Origin of the sequence: Streptomyces sp. NRRL F-6676 (assembly GCF_000725625.1) — a bacterium.
GTDB lineage: Bacteria > Actinomycetota > Actinomycetes > Streptomycetales > Streptomycetaceae > Streptomyces.
The window spans coordinates 1-19,398 of sequence record NZ_JOHS01000062.1 but is presented as its reverse complement, the minus strand read 5'-3'; the positions used below and the strand labels follow the sequence as shown (position 1 = coordinate 19,398).

General features: G+C 72.9%; 17 protein-coding genes. 9 read left to right on the top strand and 8 right to left on the bottom strand.

Annotated features, from left to right (window positions below):
- The first annotated feature begins 82 nt into the window (after positions 1-82).
- Together IO29_RS27310 and IO29_RS27305 are read left to right on the top strand one after the other, a co-directional pair.
- Positions 83-2,572 (top strand): SpoIIE family protein phosphatase, encoded by a 2,490-nt coding sequence (locus IO29_RS27310; RefSeq protein WP_078864284.1) that lies wholly within the window; start codon positions 83-85, stop codon positions 2,570-2,572.
- Positions 2,573-2,683: 111 nt separating this feature from the next.
- Entirely contained in the window at positions 2,684-3,211 is a 528-nt protein-coding gene (locus IO29_RS27305; protein ID WP_030383176.1) for a metallophosphoesterase family protein, read from the top strand.
- 27 nt (positions 3,212-3,238) lie between these two features.
- On the opposite strand, the gene IO29_RS27300 is transcribed toward IO29_RS27305, so the two are convergent.
- Positions 3,239-4,486 carry a YncE family protein gene (locus IO29_RS27300; protein WP_030383175.1) on the bottom strand — a complete coding sequence of 416 codons (1,248 nt, stop codon included), beginning with the start codon at positions 4,484-4,486 and terminating at the stop codon, positions 3,239-3,241.
- Between the two features lie 180 nt (positions 4,487-4,666).
- Here IO29_RS27300 and IO29_RS27295 point away from each other — a divergent pair, with 180 nt between their 5' ends.
- Positions 4,667-5,818, top strand: a complete 1,152-nt coding sequence (locus tag IO29_RS27295) for a Gfo/Idh/MocA family protein (protein ID WP_030383174.1) — start codon at positions 4,667-4,669, stop codon at positions 5,816-5,818.
- Positions 5,819-5,957: 139 nt separating this feature from the next.
- On the opposite strand, the gene IO29_RS27290 is transcribed toward IO29_RS27295, so the two are convergent.
- Positions 5,958-6,440, bottom strand: coding sequence for a MarR family winged helix-turn-helix transcriptional regulator (locus tag IO29_RS27290; RefSeq protein WP_199806978.1), 483 nt, complete (start codon positions 6,438-6,440; stop codon positions 5,958-5,960).
- 230 nt (positions 6,441-6,670) lie between these two features.
- Here IO29_RS27290 and IO29_RS27285 point away from each other — a divergent pair, with 230 nt between their 5' ends.
- Both IO29_RS27285 and IO29_RS27280 read left to right on the top strand, forming a co-directional pair.
- Entirely contained in the window at positions 6,671-7,639 is a 969-nt protein-coding gene (locus tag IO29_RS27285; RefSeq protein WP_030383172.1) for an alpha/beta hydrolase, read from the top strand.
- Between the two features lie 160 nt (positions 7,640-7,799).
- Positions 7,800-8,141, top strand: a complete 342-nt coding sequence (locus tag IO29_RS27280; RefSeq protein WP_199806977.1) for an NAD-dependent epimerase/dehydratase family protein — start codon at positions 7,800-7,802, stop codon at positions 8,139-8,141.
- 19 nt (positions 8,142-8,160) lie between these two features.
- Here the strand turns inward: IO29_RS27280 and IO29_RS27275 are convergent, their stop codons facing one another.
- From IO29_RS27275 to iolC, 5 genes are all read right to left on the bottom strand, one after another.
- A complete protein-coding gene (locus tag IO29_RS27275; protein WP_030383170.1) occupies positions 8,161-8,952 on the bottom strand; it encodes a GntR family transcriptional regulator in 792 nt (263 codons plus the stop codon).
- Positions 8,949-10,466 (bottom strand): CoA-acylating methylmalonate-semialdehyde dehydrogenase, encoded by a 1,518-nt coding sequence (locus IO29_RS27270; protein WP_030383169.1) that lies wholly within the window; start codon positions 10,464-10,466, stop codon positions 8,949-8,951. The genes IO29_RS27275 and IO29_RS27270 overlap by 4 nt, the downstream gene beginning before the upstream one ends.
- A gap of 72 nt (positions 10,467-10,538) precedes the next feature.
- Positions 10,539-12,410 carry a 3D-(3,5/4)-trihydroxycyclohexane-1,2-dione acylhydrolase (decyclizing) gene (gene iolD, locus IO29_RS27265; protein ID WP_030383168.1) on the bottom strand — a complete coding sequence of 624 codons (1,872 nt, stop codon included), beginning with the start codon at positions 12,408-12,410 and terminating at the stop codon, positions 10,539-10,541.
- Between the two features lie 58 nt (positions 12,411-12,468).
- Positions 12,469-13,350, bottom strand: a complete 882-nt coding sequence (locus IO29_RS27260) for a Cgl0159 family (beta/alpha)8-fold protein (protein WP_030383167.1) — start codon at positions 13,348-13,350, stop codon at positions 12,469-12,471.
- 233 nt (positions 13,351-13,583) lie between these two features.
- The gene (iolC, locus tag IO29_RS27255; RefSeq protein WP_051707436.1) at positions 13,584-14,579 is read right to left on the bottom strand and encodes a 5-dehydro-2-deoxygluconokinase; all 996 of its coding nucleotides are present in this window, start codon (positions 14,577-14,579) and stop codon (positions 13,584-13,586) included.
- Positions 14,580-14,856: 277 nt separating this feature from the next.
- Here iolC and IO29_RS27250 point away from each other — a divergent pair, with 277 nt between their 5' ends.
- From IO29_RS27250 to IO29_RS27235, 4 genes are read left to right on the top strand one after another with little or no spacing between them, the layout of a single operon-like run.
- Complete coding sequence (locus IO29_RS27250; protein WP_030383165.1) at positions 14,857-15,873, top strand: sugar ABC transporter substrate-binding protein; 1,017 nt, start codon at positions 14,857-14,859, stop codon at positions 15,871-15,873.
- Complete coding sequence (locus IO29_RS27245; RefSeq protein WP_030383164.1) at positions 15,873-16,949, top strand: ABC transporter permease; 1,077 nt, start codon at positions 15,873-15,875, stop codon at positions 16,947-16,949. The genes IO29_RS27250 and IO29_RS27245 overlap by 1 nt, the downstream gene beginning before the upstream one ends.
- A gap of 6 nt (positions 16,950-16,955) precedes the next feature.
- Entirely contained in the window at positions 16,956-17,897 is a 942-nt protein-coding gene (locus IO29_RS27240; protein ID WP_051707437.1) for an ATP-binding cassette domain-containing protein, read from the top strand.
- 1 nt (position 17,898) lies between these two features.
- Positions 17,899-18,819, top strand: coding sequence for a sugar phosphate isomerase/epimerase family protein (locus IO29_RS27235; protein WP_030383162.1), 921 nt, complete (start codon positions 17,899-17,901; stop codon positions 18,817-18,819).
- A gap of 68 nt (positions 18,820-18,887) precedes the next feature.
- On the opposite strand, the gene IO29_RS27230 is transcribed toward IO29_RS27235, so the two are convergent.
- Positions 18,888-19,193 (bottom strand): hypothetical protein, encoded by a 306-nt coding sequence (locus IO29_RS27230; RefSeq protein ID WP_033224967.1) that lies wholly within the window; start codon positions 19,191-19,193, stop codon positions 18,888-18,890.
- Positions 19,194-19,398: the final 205 nt, after the last annotated feature.

Sequence of the window (19,398 nt, the reverse complement as noted above, 5' to 3'; positions counted from 1 at the left end):
ACCCCCAGGGGCAGTGGGTGCGGAAAACCGCGTATGTGTCGTAGGGGCTGCACATCCGCCCCATACGCGCTGTAATGACGGCGTGGTCAGTGAGCGGCGCACTGTGGAACGCGGATCGGGAACACCGCGTGCCGAGCTTGCCCTCAAGACGCTCGCCGCCGACCTCACCCCCGACGACCGCCTCCGCCGCACCCTCGAACAGTCCCTCGTCTTCGCCCATGCCACCGCCGCCGCCCTCTACACCCCCGACGAGACGGCCGGCCACCTCGCGCTCACCGAGTCCGTCGGCGTCCCCCGCACCCTCTACGGCCTCCGCGACACCTACCCCCTCACCGCCCCCTCGCCCCCCGCCGACGCCCACCGCACCGGCCACCCCCACTGGCTCACCGCCGCCGACCTCGCCCAGCACGCCGGCCCCCGCCGCCTCCCGCCCCCGCCCCTCGGCGACTTCTCCCTCGGTGTCCTCCCGCTGCGCGACGGCGGCTGTCTCGTCGCCGTGCACGACAGCCCCGACGGCTTCGACGCCGAGGACCGCGCCTGCCTCGTCCTGATCGCCGAGGCCGTCACCAGCCGCCGTACCGCCCCCGGGCCGGCGGACGACGACAGCCGCGACACCCCCCGCTCCGCCTCCTTCAGCCTCGCCATGGACACCGGCCGGGTGGAGGTCGACGACGCCGTGCTCGACCTCTTCGGCCTCGCCCGGGAGGCGTTCGACGGCAGGGTCGAGACGCTGCTCGCCCGCACCGTCCCCGAGGATCTCCCCTCCCTGATGTCGCTGGTCGAGCCCGACCACATCTCCCTGGGCGAGCGCGAACTGGAGTTCCGCATCCTCCAGTCCTCCGGCGAGCCGCGCTGGCTGCGGATGCGCGGCCGCCTGCTGCCCCCGGACGACGTCCGCCCGGCCCGCCTGGTCGGCACCGTCGCCGATGCCTCCACCCTCCGCCCCGGCGTCAGCGACGTCACCCGCATCCAGCGCCTCGCCGCCGCGCTGGCCACCGCGGGCACCGTCCGCGGCGTCGGCGAGGCCGTGGCGACGGCCCTGCGTGTCCCGCTCCGCGCCGACCGGCTGGCCCTCGCCGAACTGGAGGGCGACCGCCTCGTCGTCACCGTCCTCGACCCGCCCGAACCCGAGGCCTGGCCCGCCCTGTGGCGCTCCGAGTGGCGCTCGGAGTGGCCCGACGCCCCCGTCCGGGCCATGCCGACGCTCGCCGCCGCCCTGCGCGAGGGCCGCATCACCATCCGGCCCGCCGGCACCGCCCTCGAACCCGCGCTCGCCGAGGTCGGCCCGGGCGGCCTCGCCGTCCTGCCGCTGCCCGCCGGCGGCCGGCTGGCCGGGGCCTGCCTCATCGGCTGGGACGCCCCGCACGACTTCGCGCCCGACGAACGCGCCCTGCTCACCGCCGCCGCCGGCCTCGCCGGACAGGCGCTGCTGCGCGCCCACGCCTTCGACGCCGAGCACGAGCTGATCGGCATGCTCCAGCGGACCCTGCTGCCGCGCCGGCTGCCCCGGCTCCCCGGCGCCGAGGCCGTCGCCCGCTACCTCCCGACGATCTCCGGCCTGGAGGTGGGCGGCGACTGGTACGACGTCATCCCGCTGCCCGACAACCACGTCGCCCTCGTCATCGGCGACGTCCAGGGCCACAACGCCTCCGCCGCCACCCTGATGGGCCAGATGCGCACCGCGCTGCGCGCGTACGCCGTCGAGGGCCACCCCCCGGACGTCGTCGTCTCGCGCGCCAACCGGCTGCTGGTCGACCTGGAGAGCGACCTCTTCGCGACATGCTGCTATGTCGACATCGACATGGAGGAGGGCTCCGCCTGGTGCGTACGGGCCGGGCATCTGCCGCCGGTGCTGCGTCACCCGGACGGACGCACCGAGACCCTGGACGTCGAGGGCGGCCCGCCGCTCGGCGTCGTCGCCCAGGCCGACTACCCCATGTCACCGCTCGGGCTCCAGCCCGGCACGGTCCTCGCGCTGACCACGGACGGCCTTGTCGAGTCGGCCGACACCGACTACGAGGTCGGCCTGGACCGGCTGGCCGCGCGGCTCGCCGCCGGCAACCCCGCCGGGCTCGGCCCGGTCGCCGACGCGCTCCTGACGGACGCCAACCGCGGCGACGACGTCGCCCTGCTCCTGCTGCGCTACGACGGCATGACCCAGCGGCCGTTGCGTGAGAGCTGGTCGGTGTGGCGGGTGCCCGAGGCGGTACGGCACGCCCGCCGCTTCACCCGGCGCGTGCTGCGTTCCTGGGGGATGGCGGAGGCGGCGGACACCGCACTGCTGGTGGTGTCGGAGCTGGTCACCAACGGGCTGGTGCACACCGACGGCCCGGTCCGCCTCGACCTCACCCTGATCAACCACCGGCTGCGGATCGCCGTCGCCGACTCCTCGCCCCGCACCCCGGTCAAGCCGACCAGCCTGAGCTGGGAGGCGACGGGCGGCCGCGGCATCCTCCTGGTCGAGGCGATGTCGGCGGTGTGGGGGGCGGTACCGGCGAGCGGCGGCAAACAGGTGTGGGCGGAACTGGCGCTGGAGCCGGATCCGGGCCCCGACGGGCCCGCGCGGTACTGATCCGCGCGGGCCGGGCACGGAGGCCCGCGCGGTACCGACCCGGGTGCCGGCCGGGCACGGAGGCGCCCGCGCGGTACCGACCCGCTTCCGTCCGTGTGTGACGCTGGGACCGTGCGCCTTCTGCTGATGAGCGATACACATCTGCCCAAGCGGGCACGGGAGCTCCCGGCGCCCCTGCTCGCCGAGCTGCCCCGCGCCGACGTGGTGATCCACGCCGGGGACTGGGTCGACACGGCCACGCTGGACCTGCTGGAGAGCCGCTCCGCCCGGCTCCTCGCGGTGTACGGCAACAACGACGGGCCCGAGCTGCGCGCCCGGCTGCCCGAGGTGGCCCGGGCCGAGCTGGAAGGGCTGCGGTTCGGCGTCGTGCACGAGACCGGCGACGCGCGGGGGCGGGAGCGCCGGTGCGCCGAGCGCTTCCCCGACCTGGACGTCCTGGTCTTCGGGCACAGCCACATCCCCTGGGACACCACCGCCCCCGGCGGGCTGCGGCTGCTCAACCCCGGCTCGCCCACCGACCGCCGCCGCCGGCCGCACCACACGTACATGACGGCGACGGTCACCGGGCGCGGCGGGTTGACGGACGTGGAACTCCACCGCCTCCCGCCGCGCACCGGCACGGGGGCCGCCGGCGGCTGAGCGCCGGCCGGCCCCCGCCGCCGCGCGTCAGCCGCCGGACGGTCCCGTCCAGCCCTCCGGCACGTGGGCCAGGCGTACCCGCTGCGGGTGGTCCCCGACCGGTACCGAGACCCGCTTGTTCCCCGTGGCGAAGTCGATCGCCGTCACCCGGTCCGCGCCGCTCTCGGAGATGACGCAGTCCTTGCCGTCCCCGCTGACCGTCGCCCAGTACGGCTTCGACGCGGCCACCAGCGGGCCCTCCTGGAGCGTGGCGCGGTCGACGACCGTGGCGTAGTCGTCCATCGTCCCGGCGACGCACAGCTTGCTGCCCGACGGGCTCATCGAAAGGCCGTGGTGGCGCGAGTCGTTGACCATGGTCGTCCGGTCGTCGCTGGTGTCGGGGTTCTTCGGCAGGGTCTTCATCCGGGTGATCCGGTCGGTGGCGACGTCGTACTCGAAGAAGCCGTTGAAGAAGGAGACCTGGAAGTAGAACGTCGACTCGTCCGGGGAGAACACCGCCGGGCGGACCGCGTCGGAGTAGTCCTTGAGCCCGAACGCGTCCAGCCGCTGCCGCATGTCGATGACCTTGACCTGCTGGAACGTGGTGGCGTCGACCACCGTGATGTGGCGGTCGCCCTTCGTCCAGTCCCAGCCGGGGGAGTCCAGCGAGGTGTTGACGTCGCCGATCGACATGTTCCAGATGTACTTGCCGTCCTTGGTGAAGATGTTCTCGTGCGGCTTGTCGCCCGTGGCGAACTGGCCGAGCTGCTTGCCGGTGGTGATGTCCAGGACGTGGACCTTGTTGGCGGTGGAGGCGGAGACCGCGACGCGGGTGCCGTCGGGGGAGACGGCCATGTGGTCGGCGCGGTAACCCTCCACCGGGAAGCGCCAGTTGACCTTTCCAGTGGTCAGGTCGAGGGAGACGACGTCGGCGAAGCTGGGGCGGGAGACGACCATCGACCGGCCGTCGGGGGTGGCGTACATGTCGTCGACGAACTGGTCGTGGCCTTCGCCGACGCTGTTGCGGATCGCCTGGAAGTAGATCCACTTGATGGGGTCGGCGTTGATCTCGGCCATGCGGGCGGCCTTGTCGGGGACGACGTCGACGCTGCCGATCTTCGCGTAGGTGCCGGAGGAGTGGATGACGTCGGCGGTGCCGTCCCAGTTGTTGCCCACGAACATCACCTCCTGGAGGGGGGTGGTGGCGGTCGTCGTGGTGGCGGCGGCCGCGGCCGGGGTGAGGGTGGTCAGGGCCAGGGCGGCGGCGAGGGTGAGGAGCGGGCGCGGTCTGGGCATGGGGGGTCCCGTCGGTCGTGGGTGTGGTCATGACAACGGACTTACTGGAAAGTAAGGAAGGTGGGGGTGCGGCACAAGGGGGTGCGCACGGCCAGTTTTCCGTCCCCGCCGCCCCTTCCCCGGGGCGCGGTACCCCCGGGCTCGTACGCTGGCGGTCCGGCTCGGTGGAAAGGACAAGCAATGGTGGAGTCGCTCGGGGTTGCCGTCGTGGGATTCGGGTGGATGGGGCGGGTGCACAGTCAGGCCTACGCCCGGGTGCCGCATCACTTCCCGCAACTGCCCCTGCGGCCGCGGCTCGTCGCCGTCGCCGACGACGTGCCGGGGCGGGCCGAACAGGCCGCCGGCCAGTACGGGTTCGCCACCGCGACCCGCGACTGGCGTGATGTCGCCGCCGACCCCCGTGTGCACGCCGTGAGCATCGCCGCGCCCAACTTCCTGCACCGCGAGATCGGCACGGCGATGGCGGCGGCCGGCAAGCACATCTGGATCGAGAAGCCGGTCGGGCTCACCGCCGCCGACGCCCGCGCCGTCGCGGACGCCGTGGCCGCCGTCGGCGTCCAGGGCACCGTCGGCTTCAACTACCGCAACGCCCCGGCGGTCCAGTACGCCCGGGAGCTGATCGCCGAGGGCGGGATCGGGGACGTCACCCATGTCCGCGTCCGGCTCTTCAGCGACTACGCCGCCCATCCCGACGGTGCGCTGACCTGGCGCTACGAGCGGGAGCGCGGCGGCAGCGGGGTCCTGGGCGACCTCGCCTCGCACGGCGTGGACCTGGCCCGGTACCTGCTCGGCGAGATCGAGGCGCTCGTCGCCGACACCGCCGTCTTCCTGCCCGAGCGGCCCCGGCCGACCGGCGCCACCGCCGGGCACGTGCGGGCCTCCGGCGGCGAGCGGGGCCCGGTGGAGAACGAGGACTACGTCAACTGCCTGCTGCGGTTCGCCTCGGGTGCGCGCGGGGTCCTGGAGGCCTGCCGTGTCTCGGTGGGGGAGCAGAACGCCTACGGCTTCGAGGTGCACGGCACCACGGGGGCGCTGTTCTGGGACTTCCGCCGGATGGGGGAGCTGGGAGTGAGCCAGGGGACGGCGTACCAGGACCAGCCGGTGAGCACCGTCCATGTCGGCCCCGGCCGGGGCGAGTACGCGGCGTTCCAGCCGGGCGCGGCGAACGCCATGGGGTACGACGACCTCAAGGTGATCGAGGCCTACGGGTTCCTGCGTTCGGTGGCGGAGGGGCGCGCTCACGGGCCGACCCTTGCGGACGCCGTACGCAGCGGGGAGGCGCTGGACGCGATGGCACGTTCCGCGGAGCGGGGAGGCTGGGTGGCCCTGTGAGCGCGCGCCCGGTCGGGCGGGGCCGGTTGTCGGGGGTCCGGCGCCCTCCGTGCGGGCACCTTCATGCTCGGCGCCAACCGCCGTGCGAATCAAGTGACTTGAGGAGCTTCTGAGCTGAGAGGTCCCGCGCGGCGGGTGCTCACCGGTCCTGTGTGACGTGTGCGGTGAGGAGGCGCAGCAGGCGTTTCGCCGTCGCGTCCTCCTCCGCCGTCAGCCCCATCGCGTCACCCATCGACGTCGGCACGGCGGCCGCGCGCTCGCGCAGGGCCGCGCCGGCGTCGGTGAGGCGGAGGGCGACCGAGCGCTCGTCGTCCGGACGGCGCTCCCTGCGCAGCAGCCCCGCCGCCTCCAGCCGCTTCAGCAGCGGGGAGAGGGTGCTGGACTCCAGTTGGAGTGCCTTGCCCAGGTCGCTCACCGTGCTGCCGTCCCGGTCCCACAGCACCAGCATCACGAGGTACTGCGGGTAGGTCAGGCCCAGTTCGTCGAGGAGCGGCCGGTAGCGCGCGGTGACGGCGCGCGAGGCGGCGTAGAGGGCGAAGCACAGTTGGTCGTCCAGGAGCAGGGAACCCGGTGCGGCGGCGGCCCCCGCGTGCGGGTCGTCCTGCGCGCTTCTCGCCGTCATGCTCTCATCGCCTCATGTCCTCGTCGCCTCGTCGAGGCGTCATGTCCGGAGCGGGTCCAGCCTAGCGTTCCGCGTCGTTCACGCGGTCCCTATTCTATCGCCATCGATCACATCGAGCCCTAATAAGTTGCGCGCGACTTAGTAGCGAGCTACTTTACTTCTCGTGCCGCCGCCCCGACGGACACCGTCGACCGGGGCGTGCCCGCGGCACCCGATCCGAGGAGATCGACATGACCGACACCACCGGCCCCCGCCCGGTCCTGGAGCCCGCCGCGCAGGAGTTCGTCGAGGCCACGGCCAATCCGCCCTACCTGTTCGACCTCGGCCCGGTCGAGGGCCGCAAGGCGGTCGACGAGGTGCAGTCCGGCGAGATCGGGAAGCCGGCGGTCGACGAGGAGTGGATCACCGTCTCCGGCGGTCCCACGGGCAGCGTGCGGGCCCGGCTCGTCCGCCCGGCGGGCGCCACCGGCACCCTCCCGGTGATCCTCTACATCCACGGCGCCGGATGGGTGTTCGGCAACGCCCACACCCACGACCGGCTGGTCCGCGAGCTCGCCGTCGGTGCCGGCGCGGCCGTCGTCTTCCCCGAGTACGACCTCTCGCCCGAGGCCCGCTACCCGGTCGCCATCGAGCAGAACTACGCCGTGGCCCGGTGGATCGTCCGCGAGGGGGCGGAGAAGGAACTGGACGCGACGCGGATCGCCGTGGTCGGCGACTCCGTCGGCGGCAACATGAGCGCCGCGCTCACCCTCATGGCCAAGGAGCGCGGTGACGTGCCCCTGGTCCAGCAGGTGCTGTTCTACCCGGTGACCGACGCGCGCTTCGACACCGGCTCGTACCACCAGTTCGCCGAGGGCTACTTCCTGAGGCGGGACGGCATGCGGTGGTTCTGGGACCAGTACACGACCGACGAGGCCGAGCGCGCCCAGATCACGGCGTCCCCGCTGCGCGCCACCACCGAGCAGCTCACCGGTCTGCCGCCGGCCCTCGTCATCACGGGCGAGGCGGACGTGCTGCGCGACGAGGGCGAGGCGTACGCCGACAAGCTGCGCGAGGCGGGCGTCCCGGTCACCGCCGTGCGCTACCAGGGCATCATCCACGACTTCGTGATGCTCAACGCGCTGCGCGGCACGCAGGCCGCGGGCGCGGCGATCGCCCAGGCGGTCGGCACGCTGCGGACGGCCTTCGGCGAGGTGTGATCCGGCGGTACGGAAGCGGGGTGGGGCGTCTCTCGGCCAGGAGGGGCGACCCCACCCCTTTCGGCATGCGCGCGACGGGCCCGGCCGCGCTCCTCGGCCGCCGGAGGCGGTGGCCCGGCCGCGCCCCTCAGCCGCCGGAGGCGGACGGCTCGTCGGCGCCGTGGACCGCGCGCTCACCCGGGGCCGCCACCGGGGCGTCTACTACGTGACGGACAGCACGCCGATGGCCCTGCGGGACTTCCTCACCCCCCTGCCGGCGACCCGCGGCGTCGATGTGTCCCGGAGCCGCAGCGTTCCGCCGGCGATGGCCGCGCCCGTGGCGGCGACGATGGGCCGCACGGCGCGGCTGCTCCGCCGGAAGCCGGCGCCCCCGCTGACGAACTGGCTCGTGAGCTTCACCGGCCGCGACCGTGCGTACGACATCACCGCCGCGCGGACGGAGCTGGGCTACTCGCCCGAGATGACGGTGGAGAGGGGACTGGCGGACATGGGCTCCGCCTGAGAGGACCCCGGGAGCGCCCTCAGGAACGCGCCAGCAACTGGAAGTCCAGCGTGTAGCGCGACCCCCGGTACTGGTGCGAGCCGTACTCCAGCGCCCGCCCCGTGTGGTCGTACGCCGTACGCCGCATCGTCAGGAGCGCGGCCCCCTCGGGCTCTTCCAGGCGAGCCGCCTCCTCGGCGGTGGCCGGCACCGCGCCGACCGTCTGGTGCGCGCTGTGCGGCGTGAACCCGGCGGCTCGCAGCAGCCGGTACAGGCCGGTCGCCTCCAGCCGCCCGGTGTCCAGCTCCAGCAGCCCCTCGGGGACGAAGTTGGTCAGGTACGCCACCGGCCGGCCGTGGGTGAACCGCAGCCGCTCCAGGCGGTGCACCCCGGCCCCCTCGGCGACGCCCAGCGCGGCGGCCACCTCCGCCGGGGCCGGGCCGACCTCGTTGCGCAGCACCCGGGTGGTGGGGGACCGCCCCGCCGTCTCCAGGTCGTCGTACAGGCTGCTCAGCTCCAGCGGGCGCCGCACCCTGGTGTGCACCACCTGCGTGCCCACGCCCCGCCGGCGGACGAGGAGCCCCTTGTCCACCAGGGACCGCAGGGCCTGGCGGACCGTCGGCCGGGACAGCCCGAGCCGCCCGGCGAGGTCCACCTCGTTGCCGAGCAGGCTGCCGGGGCCGAGCGAACCCCGCTCGATCGCCGCCGTGAGCTGCTCGGCGAGCTGGTGGTAGAGCGGGACGGGGCTGCCGCGGTCCAGCGTGAAGGCGAGGTCGCCCGGGGCCGCCGGCGCCCCCGCCCCGGCACTCGCCCCGGCCGCCGTACGGGTCATGAGTGACTCGGGAAGCCGAGGTTGATGCCGCCGTCGGACGGGTCGGGCCAGCGCGTGGTGACCGTCTTGCCCCGGGTGTAGAAGGCGACGCCGTCATTGCCGTAGATGTGCAGATCGCCGAAGAGGGAGTCCTTCCAGCCGCCGAAGGAGTGGTGGCCCACCGGCACCGGGATCGGCACGTTGACGCCGACCATGCCCGCCTCCACCTCCAGCTGGAAGCGGCGGGCGGCGCCGCCGTCCCGGGTGAAGATGGCGGTGCCGTTGCCCCAGCGGGAGCTGTTGATCAGTTCGATCGCCTCGTCGTACGTCTCCGCGCGGACCACGCACAGCACGGGGCCGAAGATCTCCTCGCGGTAGACGTCCGCCGTCACCGGCACCCGGTCGAGCAGCGAGACGCCGGTGAAGAAGCCGTCCTCGTGACCGGGGACGGTGTACCCGGTGCCGTCGACGACGACCTCGGCGCCCTGGTCCGCCGCGCCCGCCACGTACGCGGCCACCTTGTCGCGGTGCTCGCGGGTGATCAGCGGGCCCATCTCGCTGGCCGGGTCGTCGCCGGGGCCGATGCGCAGCGCCTTGGCCCGCTCGGCGATGCGCGACACCAGCTCGTCGCCGATGCTGCCGACGGCGACGACCACCGACACCGCCATGCACCGCTCGCCCGCCGAGCCGTAGGCCGCGTTGATCGCCTGGTCGGCGGCGAGGTCGAGGTCGGCGTCGGGCAGCACCAGCATGTGGTTCTTGGCGCCGCCGAGCGCCTGCACCCGCTTGCCGTGCTCGACCGCCTTGAGCTGCACGTACTTGGCGATCGGGGTGGAGCCGACGAAGGAGACGGCGGCGATGTCGGGGTGCTCCAGGAGCCGGTCCACGGCCGTCTTGTCGCCTTGGACGACGTTGAACACGCCGTCCGGCAGCCCCGCCTCGGTCAGCAGCGCGGCGAGCCGGAGGGAGGCCGAGGGGTCCTTCTCGCTCGGCTTGAGCACGAAGGTGTTGCCGCAGGCGATGGCGACGGGGAACATCCACATCGGCACCATCGCCGGGAAGTTGAACGGCGTGATGCCGGCGACGACGCCCAGCGGCTGGCGCAGGGTGGCCACGTCGACGCGGGTGGAGACCTGGGTGGACAGCTCGCCCTTGAGATGCGCGGGGATGCCGCAGGCCAGCTCGACGATCTCCATGCCGCGCGCGATCTCGCCGAGCGCGTCGGAGTGCACCTTGCCGTGCTCGGCGGTGATCAGCGCGGCGATCTCGTCGCGGTGGGCGTCCAGCAGCTCGCGGAACTTGAACAGGACCGCCGTGCGCCGGGCCAGCGAGGCCCGGCTCCAGTCGGCGTAGGCGGCCTTCGCGGCGGCGACGGCGGTGTCCACCTCCTGGACGGAGGCGAAGGCGACCCGCCGGGCCTCGGCGCCGGTGGCCGGGTTGTACACGGGGCCGGAGCGGCCGGAGGCGGAGGCGGCCGGCCTGCCGTCGATCCAGTGGCTCACGGTCTGGGGGGCGGTGTGCGCGGGGGCGTTCACGGGCGGGGCCTTTCGGTGCGAAGTGGGCGGGGGAGGGGACGAGGAGGGGGCCGGGAGGGGGCCGGGCGGCGGTCAGAGGTGGCGGCGGCGGGCGGCGGCCTGGCGGTCGTAGCGCTCGCGGGCGGCGACGGCGGCGGCGCGGCCCGCGGTCTCGGCGACGGGCACGTCCCACCACGCCTCGGCCGGGGGAGCCGTCGCCGCCGGGTCGGTCTCGACGTACACGCAGGTCGGCCGGTCGGAGGCGCGGGCCGCGGCGAGGGCGTCGCGCAGCTCCCGCACGGTCCTGGCGCGCAGGACGTCCATGCCGAGGCTGGCGGCGTTGGCGGCGAGGTCCACCGGCAGCGGGTCGCCGGTGAAGGTGCCGTCGGCGGCGCGGTACCGGTAGGCGGTGCCGTAGCGTTCGCCGCCGGTCTCCTCGGACAGACCGCCGATGGAGGCGTAGCCGTGGTTCTGGAGCAGCACCAGGTTGACCGGCAGTCCCTCCTGGACGGCGGTCACGATCTCGGTCGGCATCATCAGATACGTGCCGTCGCCGACCAGCGACCACACCACCGCGTCCGGGGCGGCCTGCTGGACGCCGATGCCGGCCGGGATCTCGTAGCCCATGCAGGAGTAGCCGTACTCCAGGTGGTACTGGCGCGGCGACCGGGCCCGCCACAGCTTGTGCAGATCACCGGGGAGCGAACCGGCCGCGTTGATCACCACGTCGGTGTCGCCGACGACCGCGTCGAGGGCGCCGAGCACCTGCGTCTGGGTGGGCACCGCGTCGTCGTCGCCCGTGAACGCGGCCTCCACCACGTGCTCCCAACGCTCCTTGCCGGCCCGGTACTCCGCCTCGTACCCGGCCTCGACGCGGTGGTCGGCCAGCGCCACGGTGAGCGCCGCGAGGCCGCTGCGGGCGTCGGCGACAAGCGTGCGGGCGGCGAGCTTGTGGGCGTCGAAGGCGGTGATGTTGAGGTTGACGAACCGGACGTCCGGGTGCTGGAAGAGGGTCCCGGAGGCGGTGGTGAAGTCGGAGTAGCGGGTGCCGACGCCGATCACCAGATCGGCCTCGCGGGCGAGCGCGTCGGAGACCGCGGTGCCGGTGTGGCCGATGCCGCCGAGGTCGGCCGGGTGGTCGTGGCGCAGCGATCCCTTGCCCGCCTGGGTGGAGGCGACCGGGATGCCGGTGGCGTCCACCAGCGCCTTCAGCGCGTCCTCGGCCTCGCTGTGGTGGACCCCGCCGCCCGCGACGAGCAGCGGGCGCCGGGCGGCCCTGATCAGCCGCACCGCCTCGGCCAGTTCGGCCGGGTCCGGCTCGGGACGCCGTACGTGCCACACGCGCGTGGCGAAGAACTCCGCCGGCCAGTCGTACGCCTCGGCCTGCACGTCCTGGGGCAGGGCGAGGGTGACCGCGCCGGTCTCGGCCGGGTCGGTCAGCACGCGCATCGCCTGGAGCGCGGAAGCGATCAGCGCCTCCGGGCGGGTGATCCGGTCGAAGAACCGGGAGACCGGGCGCAGCGCGTCGTTGACGGTGACGTCCGCGCCGGACGGGTGCTCCAGCTGCTGGAGCAGCGGATCGGCGGGGCGGGTGGCGAAGTGGTCGCCGGGGAGCAGCAGCACCGGCAGCCGGTTGACGGTGGCGAGCGCGGCGCCGGTGACCAGGTTGGTGGCGCCGGGTCCGATGGAGGTGGTGACGGCCTGCGCGGAGAGCCGGTTCAGCTGCCGGGCGTAGCCGACCGCCGCGTGCACCATGGCCTGTTCGTTGCGGCCCTGGTGGTACGGCATCACTCCCGCGTACTCCACCAGCGCCTGGCCGACGCCCGCGACGTTGCCGTGGCCGAAGATGCCCCAGGTGCCGGCGATCAGCCGCCGGCGGGTGCCGTCGCGTTCGGTGTACTGGGCGGCGAGGAACCGCACCAGGGCCTGGGCGACGGTCAGACGGACGCGCGGGGAAGGGCTCATGGAAACCTCACCGGTGTGCGTTGGGTTGACGGGTCGGCGTGCCGCGCGGGGCCGGTGGTCACAGCAGCCCCACCGCCGTGTCCACCGCCGCCTCCACACTGCCCGACGCCGGGTAGAGCAGCGAGCGGCCGACGACCAGACCCTGCACGGTGGGCAGCCGCAGCGCCTTGCGCCATCTCTCGTAGGCGACGTCCTGGTCCGGGCCGACCTCGCCGCCGAGCAGCACCACCGGCAGCGTGGAGGCCTCCAGGACGGCCGCCATGTCGTCGGGGTCCTCGGTGACGGGCAGCTTGAGCCAGGTGTGGGCGGAGGTGCCGCCGAGCCCGGAGGCGATGGCGATCGAGCGGGTGACGGCGTCGGCGCTCAGGTCGTTGCGGACCCGGCCGTCCACCCGGCGGGAGAGGAACGGCTCGACGAAGACCGGCAGCCGCCGGGCGGCCATGGCGTCGACCGCGCGGGCGGCGGACTCCAGGGTGCGCAGCGAGCCGGGATCGTCGTAGTCGATGCGCAGCAGCAGCTTGCCCGCGTCGAGGCCGAACCGCTCGATGTCCTCGGCGCGGTAGCCGGTGAAGCGGTCGTCCATCTCGAAGGCGGCGCCCGCGAGGCCGCCGCGGTTCATCGAGCCCATGACGACCTTGTTCTCCAGGGCGCCGAGCAGCAGCAGGTCCTCCAGGACGTCGGCGGTGGCCAGCACGCCGTCCACCCCCGGCCGGGACAGCGCGGTGCACAGCCGGTGCAGCAGGTCGGCGCGGTTGGCCATGGCCAGCCGGTCGCCGCCGACGCCGAGGGCGCCGCGGGCCGGGTGGTCGGCGGCGACGATCATCAGTCGGCCGCTGTCGCCGATCAGCGGCCGCCGGGCGCGCCGGGCCGCCGCCTCGGCTATGGCCTCGGGACGGCGGACGCGCACCGCGACCAGGTCGGGGATGCTGATGCTGCTCAAGGGGGGTGCTCCGTTCTGGGGCGGCGCCGGTGGGCCGCGGACGAGAGGTGGGGCGGGCGAGGAAGGCCCTAGGGTCCTTCTGATGGATCTCCGTGGGAGAAGGAGCGGCGTTCGGTGCGTGCTCTCGGCGTGCCGTGTGGAAGTCCTCGTAGCGGCGCTACTTGGGCTTTCGCGCGGTGCGGCGAGAGTGCGTGCCGGGCGTCGCGACGCCGCGGAGAGCCGTCAGAAGGGCCCTAGCCGCCGGTGAGGAGGGCCTCGACCTCCGAGGGTGTCGGCATCGCGGCGGAGCAGGCGAGACGGGAGGCGACGAGCGCCCCGGCCGCGTTGGCGTACCGCATGGTCTTCTCCAGCGCCCAGCCGGAGAGCAGACCGTGGCAGAGCGCCCCGCCGAAGGCGTCGCCCGCGCCGAGGCCGTTGACGACCTCCACCGGCACCGGCGGCACCTCGGCCTCGGTGCCGTCGCGGTGGACGGCGAGGACGCCCTTGGGTCCCTGCTTGACCACGGCGAGTTCGACCCCGGCGGCCAGCAGCGCCTCGGCGCAGGCGCGCGGCTCGCGCACCCCGGTGGCGATCTCGCACTCGTCGAGGTTGCCGACGGCGACGGTGGCGTGCCGCAGCGCCTCGGCGTAGTACGGGCGGGCGGTCTCCGGGTCGTGCCAGAACATCGGCCGCCAGTCGAGGTCGAAGACGGTGGTGCCGGCTTTGGCGCGGGCCCGCAGGGCGGCGAGGGTGGCCGAGCGGCTGGGCTCCTCGCTCAGCCCGGTGCCGGTGATCCAGAAGATCCGGGCCGAGCGGATCGCGGCGAGGTCCAGCTCGGCGGCGGTGATCTGGAGGTCGGGCGCCTTGGGGCGGCGGTAGAAGTACAGCGGGAAGTCGTCCGGCGGGAAGATCTCGCAGAACGTCACCGGAGTCTGCTCGCCCGCGACCGGGGTGACGAACCGGTCGTCGACGCCGAACTCGCGCAGCGCGGTGTGCAGATAGGCGCCGAAGGGGTCGTCGCCGGTGCGGGTGAGGACGGCGCTCGCCCGGCCCAGGCGCGCGGCGGCCACGGCCACGTTGGCCGCGCTGCCGCCGAGGAACTTTCCGAACGATTCCACCTCGGACAGTGGCACTCCGGTCTGCAAGGGGTAAAGATCGACCCCGATGCGTCCCATGGTGAGCAGGTCGAAGGAGGCGGAGGAGGTGCCGGCCGAGGCATCGGCGGTCGAGGAACCGGTGGGCGGGGACATGCGCACAGGTGTAGGCGCCCCGGGACCGCATGTCAAGGCTTTGTACTGACATGAGCTTGTACGGACATACGGACCTGCTTGTGAAGTGATGTCTTGACAAAGTATTGACAGTGGGGTGGCGCAGGGGTTTGTATCCCGTCCCAACACCCGCCCGAACACCCCGCCCGGACCACGTGCCACGGCCCGGGTACTCTGCCCCGGACCTGTGAGCGGGCATCGACGCCCGCCCGCCGGCGTCCCGTACCCTTCCCCGGCCGCACAGTGAGGTGCTGGAAAGATGGACCGCACGAATCACCCCCGCTCCCGCAGAGTCGCGCTCGTCGCCACGGCGGCGATATCGGCCCTGCTGATAGCCGGCTGCTCCAGCAGCTCGGGCGGGAAGAAGGCCGAGGACGACGCCAAGGGCGCCGCCGCGGGCAAGGCGAGCACTCCTCGCATGACGGTCGCGCTGGTCACCCACCAGGCACCCGGCGACACGTTCTGGGACATCGTCCGCAAGGGTGCCGAGGCCGCCGCCGCCAAGGACAACATCAAGCTGATCTACTCCTCCGACCCGAGCGCGGGCAACCAGGCCAACCTGGTGCAGAACGCCGTCGACCAGAAGGTCGACGGCATCGCCGTCACCCTCGCCAAGCCCGACGCCATGAAGGACGTCATCGGCAAGGCCGGCGACGCGGACATCCCCGTCATCGGCCTCAACTCCGGCCTCGCCGACTGGAAGAAGCTCGGCCTGCTGGAGTTCTTCGGGCAGGACGAGAGCGTGGCGGGCGAGGCGTTCGGCAAGAAGCTCAACGAGGTCGGCGCCAAGAAGGCCGTCTGCGTCGTCCACGAACAGGGCAACGTCGGCCTCACCCAGCGCTGCGACGGCGTGAAGAAGACCTTCGACGGCGACATCGAGAACCTCTACGTCAACGGCACCGACATGCCGTCCGTGAAGTCCACGATCACCGCCAAGCTCAAGCAGGACACCTCCATCGACCACGTCGTCACCCTCGGCGCCCCGTTCGCCATGACGGCCACGCAGTCCGTCGGCGACGCCGGCAGCAAGGCCAAGGTCGCCACCTTCGACCTCAACAAGGACCTCACCGGCGCCATCAAGAAGGGCACCATCGAGTTCGCCGTCGACCAGCAGCCCTACCTCCAGGGCTACCTCGCCGTGGACTCCCTGTGGCTGTACAAGAACAACGGCAACTACAGCGGCGGCGGTGAGCAGCCGGTGCTGACCGGCCCGGCCTTCGTCGACAAGGCCAACGTCGACAAGATCTCGGAGTTCGCCACGAAGGGCACCCGGTGATGGGCATGACCCAGCAGGCAGCGCCGGCGGCGGACTCGCCGCCGGCCTCCGGCTCCGGGCAGCGCGACGGCCGCACCCGGCAGCGCTCCCTGGCGCTGCGGCTGCTCGCCCGGCCCGAGGTCGGCGTCTTCCTCGGCGCCGTCGCGGTGTTCGTGTTCTTCTTCGTGATGGCGCCGAGCGTCCGCCAGGGCAGCTCGATGGCCACCGTCCTCTACCAGGCGTCCACCATCGGCATCATGGCGCTGCCCGTGGCGCTGCTGATGATCGGCGGCGAGTTCGACCTGTCGGCCGGTGTCGCCGTGATCAGCTCGGCGCTGACCGCGGCCATGATCAGTTTCCAGCTCACCATGAACGTCTGGGTGGGCGTGCTCGTCGCGCTGGTGCTGTCCCTGGCCATCGGGGCGTTCAACGGCTGGATGATGGTCCGCACCGGACTGCCCAGCTTCCTGGTCACCCTCGGCACCTTCCTCGGCCTCCAGGGCGTCAACCTGGCCGTCACCAAGCTGGTCACCGGCAACGTCGCCACCGACGACATCAGCGACATGGACGGCTTCGACCAGGCCAAGAGCGTCTTCTCCTCCTCCTTCCACCTCGGCGACGTCCAGGTGAAGATCACCGTGGTGTGGTGGCTGGTGTTCGCCGCGCTGGCCACCTGGGTGCTGCTGCGCACCAAGTACGGCAACTGGATCTTCGCCGTCGGCGGCAACCAGGACAGCGCCCGCGCGGTCGGCGTGCCGGTGAGGTTCACCAAGATCTCGCTGTTCATGCTGGTCGGCTTCGGCGCCTGGTTCGTCGGCATGCACCAGCTGTTCGCGTTCAACACCGTGCAGTCCGGCGAGGGCGTCGGCCAGGAGCTCATCTACATCGCCGCCGCCGTGATCGGCGGCTGTCTGCTCACCGGCGGCTACGGCTCCGCGATCGGGCCGGTCTTCGGCGCCTTCATGTTCGGCATGGTGAGCCAGGGCATCGTCTTCGCCGGCTGGAACCCCGACTGGTTCAAGGCCTTCCTCGGCGTGATGCTCCTCGGGGCCACCCTCATCAATCTGTGGGTCCGCCAGTCGGCGGCCCGGAGGTGACCACCCATGACCACCGCTGACCCCAAGAAGAGCACCGCGCCCTCCGAGGAGACGACCGGGGCCCCCGCAGCGGCCTCCGGCACGGACGGCGCCGGCACCGCCCCGCTCGTCGAACTGCGCGGCGCCGGGAAGTCCTACGGCAACATCCGCGCCCTGCACGGCGTCGACCTCACCGTCCACCCCGGCCGGGTGACCTGCGTGCTCGGCGACAACGGCGCCGGCAAGTCCACCCTCATCAAGATCATCTCCGGGCTGCACCAGCACACCGAGGGCGAGTTCCTCGTCGACGGCGCCCCCGTACGGTTCGGCACCCCGCGCGAGGCCCTCGCCAAGGGCATCGCCACCGTCTACCAGGACCTCGCCACCGTGCCGCTGATGCCGGTGTGGCGGAACTTCTTCCTCGGCTCCGAGATGACCAAGGGCCCCTGGCCCGTACGCCGCCTCGACATCGCCCGCATGAAGCGGACCGCCGACGAGGAACTGCGCAACATGGGCATCGTCCTGGACGACCTGGAACAGCCCATCGGCACCCTCTCCGGCGGCCAGCGCCAGTCCGTCGCGATCGCCCGCGCCGTCTACTTCGGCGCCCGCGTCCTCATCCTCGACGAGCCCACCGCCGCCCTCGGCGTCAAGCAGTCCGGGGTGGTCCTCAAGTACATCGCCGCCGCCCGCGACCGCGGCCTCGGCGTCATCTTCATCACCCACAACCCCCACCACGCCTACATGGTCGGCGACCACTTCAGCGTGCTGCGCCTCGGCACCCTGGAACTGTCCGCCGCCCGCAGCGAGGTGAGCCTGGAGGAACTGACCAACCACATGGCGGGCGGCGCGGAACTGGCCGCCCTCAAGCACGAACTCGCACAGGTCAGCGGCGTGGACGTCGAGGAACTCCCCGGGACTCCGGACGTCCAGGCACCGGTGAAGGCAACCCCTGAAGGGACCGTGTGACATGACCGGCAGCGCTTCCCCCGCACCCGCCCTGGACCGCATCCGGGTCGGCTCCGCCCCCGACTCCTGGGGCGTCTGGTTCCCGGACGATCCCCGGCAGGTGCCCTGGCAGCGCTTCCTCGACGAGGTCGCCGAGGCCGGCTACTCCTGGATCGAGCTCGGCCCCTACGGCTATCTGCCCACCGACCCGGCCCGGCTCACCGCCGAGGCGGACCGGCGGAACCTGAAGGTCTCCGCCGGGACCATCTTCTGCGGACTGCACCGGGGCCCCGCCGAGTGGGACGCCACCTGGGAGCAGGTGAGCCGCGTCGCCGCCCTCACCCGCGCCATGGGCGCGGGGCACCTCGTCGTCATCCCGTCCTTCTGGCGCGACGACAAGACCGCCGAGATCCTCGAGCCCGCCGAACTCACCGCCGAGCAGTGGACCCACCTCACCCGGGGCATGGAACGCCTGGGCCGCGAGGTCAGAGACACCTACGGCCTCGACATCGTCGTCCACCCGCACGCCGACACCCACATCGACACCGAGGAGCACGTCGAACGGTTCCTCGACGCGACCGATCCCGCGCTGGTCAACCTGTGCCTGGACACCGGGCACTACGCCTACTGCGGCGGCGACAGCGTCAAGCTGATCGAGACGTACGGGGAGCGGATCGGCTACCTCCACCTCAAGCAGGTCGACCCCGACGTCCTCGCGGATGTCGTCGCGGGCGGAGTGCCGTTCGGGCCCGCGGTGGCCCGCGGGGTGATGTGCGAGCCGCCGGGGGGTGTGCCGGAGCTGGGGCCGGTGCTCACGGCGGCGCAGAAGCTCGACGTGGACCTGTTCGCCATCGTGGAGCAGGACATGTACCCGTGCGCACCGGACAAGCCGTTGCCGATCGCGGTGCGCACGCGCAGGTTCCTGCGGTCCTGCGGGGCGTGAGGATCCCTCGCTCCTACGGGGCGTGAGGATCCCCGCGGGGCATCAGTGTCTCCGCGGGGCGTGGGCGGTCAGGCGTGGCGGCCGCCCGGGCCCATCGGCTCGTCGAAGGCCTGGGTGCCGCCCCTGCCGTAGCCCCGGCCGCGGCGGTGGCGGCGGTGGTGGCGGTGCGCGCTGTTCAGCGCGGTGGCCATGCCGAGGCTGAACAGCAGGGCCAGGGCGAGGCCGGCGCAGAACAGGGCGAGGGCGTTCATCGTGGCGATGTGGTTGCCCAGCACGGAGACGGAGTACTCGGGGCCGCCCCCGAGGTTGTCGGCGATCGCGAGGCCGGTGAAGGCCGCGGTGGCCGCGAGGAGGAGCAGTCCGAGGACCAGCATGCGAGTCATCCCCTCGGGTGGGAGTTTTGTCCGGCTTGTGTTCGATGTGCCGAGTACCCAGTCGCTCCGCGGGGTATCGGGTGTGTCGGGGAGCCGGGGGGTTTCTTTCGCCCCCGCCGCCCCTACCCTTCCCGTCCCTTCAAGGGGCTCCGCCCCTTGTACCCCGGGACAGCTCGGGTGGGTGGGGTTGTGTGGGGGCTGCGGG

Coding starts and splice junctions, on each gene's coding strand:
- IO29_RS27300 (WP_030383175.1), bottom strand. CDS start 4,486: ATGCCCAGACCGCGCCCGCTCCTCACCCTCGCCGCCGCCCTGGCCCTG.
- IO29_RS27295 (WP_030383174.1), top strand. CDS start 4,667: ATGGTGGAGTCGCTCGGGGTTGCCGTCGTGGGATTCGGGTGGATGGGG.
- IO29_RS27290 (WP_199806978.1), bottom strand. CDS start 6,440: ATGACGGCGAGAAGCGCGCAGGACGACCCGCACGCGGGGGCCGCCGCC.
- IO29_RS27285 (WP_030383172.1), top strand. CDS start 6,671: ATGACCGACACCACCGGCCCCCGCCCGGTCCTGGAGCCCGCCGCGCAG.
- IO29_RS27275 (WP_030383170.1), bottom strand. CDS start 8,952: ATGACCCGTACGGCGGCCGGGGCGAGTGCCGGGGCGGGGGCGCCGGCG.
- iolD (WP_030383168.1), bottom strand. CDS start 12,410: ATGAGCCCTTCCCCGCGCGTCCGTCTGACCGTCGCCCAGGCCCTGGTG.
- iolC (WP_051707436.1), bottom strand. CDS start 14,579: ATGTCCCCGCCCACCGGTTCCTCGACCGCCGATGCCTCGGCCGGCACC.
- IO29_RS27250 (WP_030383165.1), top strand. CDS start 14,857: ATGGACCGCACGAATCACCCCCGCTCCCGCAGAGTCGCGCTCGTCGCC.
- IO29_RS27245 (WP_030383164.1), top strand. CDS start 15,873: ATGGGCATGACCCAGCAGGCAGCGCCGGCGGCGGACTCGCCGCCGGCC.
- IO29_RS27240 (WP_051707437.1), top strand. CDS start 16,956: ATGACCACCGCTGACCCCAAGAAGAGCACCGCGCCCTCCGAGGAGACG.
- IO29_RS27235 (WP_030383162.1), top strand. CDS start 17,899: ATGACCGGCAGCGCTTCCCCCGCACCCGCCCTGGACCGCATCCGGGTC.
- IO29_RS27230 (WP_033224967.1), bottom strand. CDS start 19,193: ATGCTGGTCCTCGGACTGCTCCTCCTCGCGGCCACCGCGGCCTTCACC.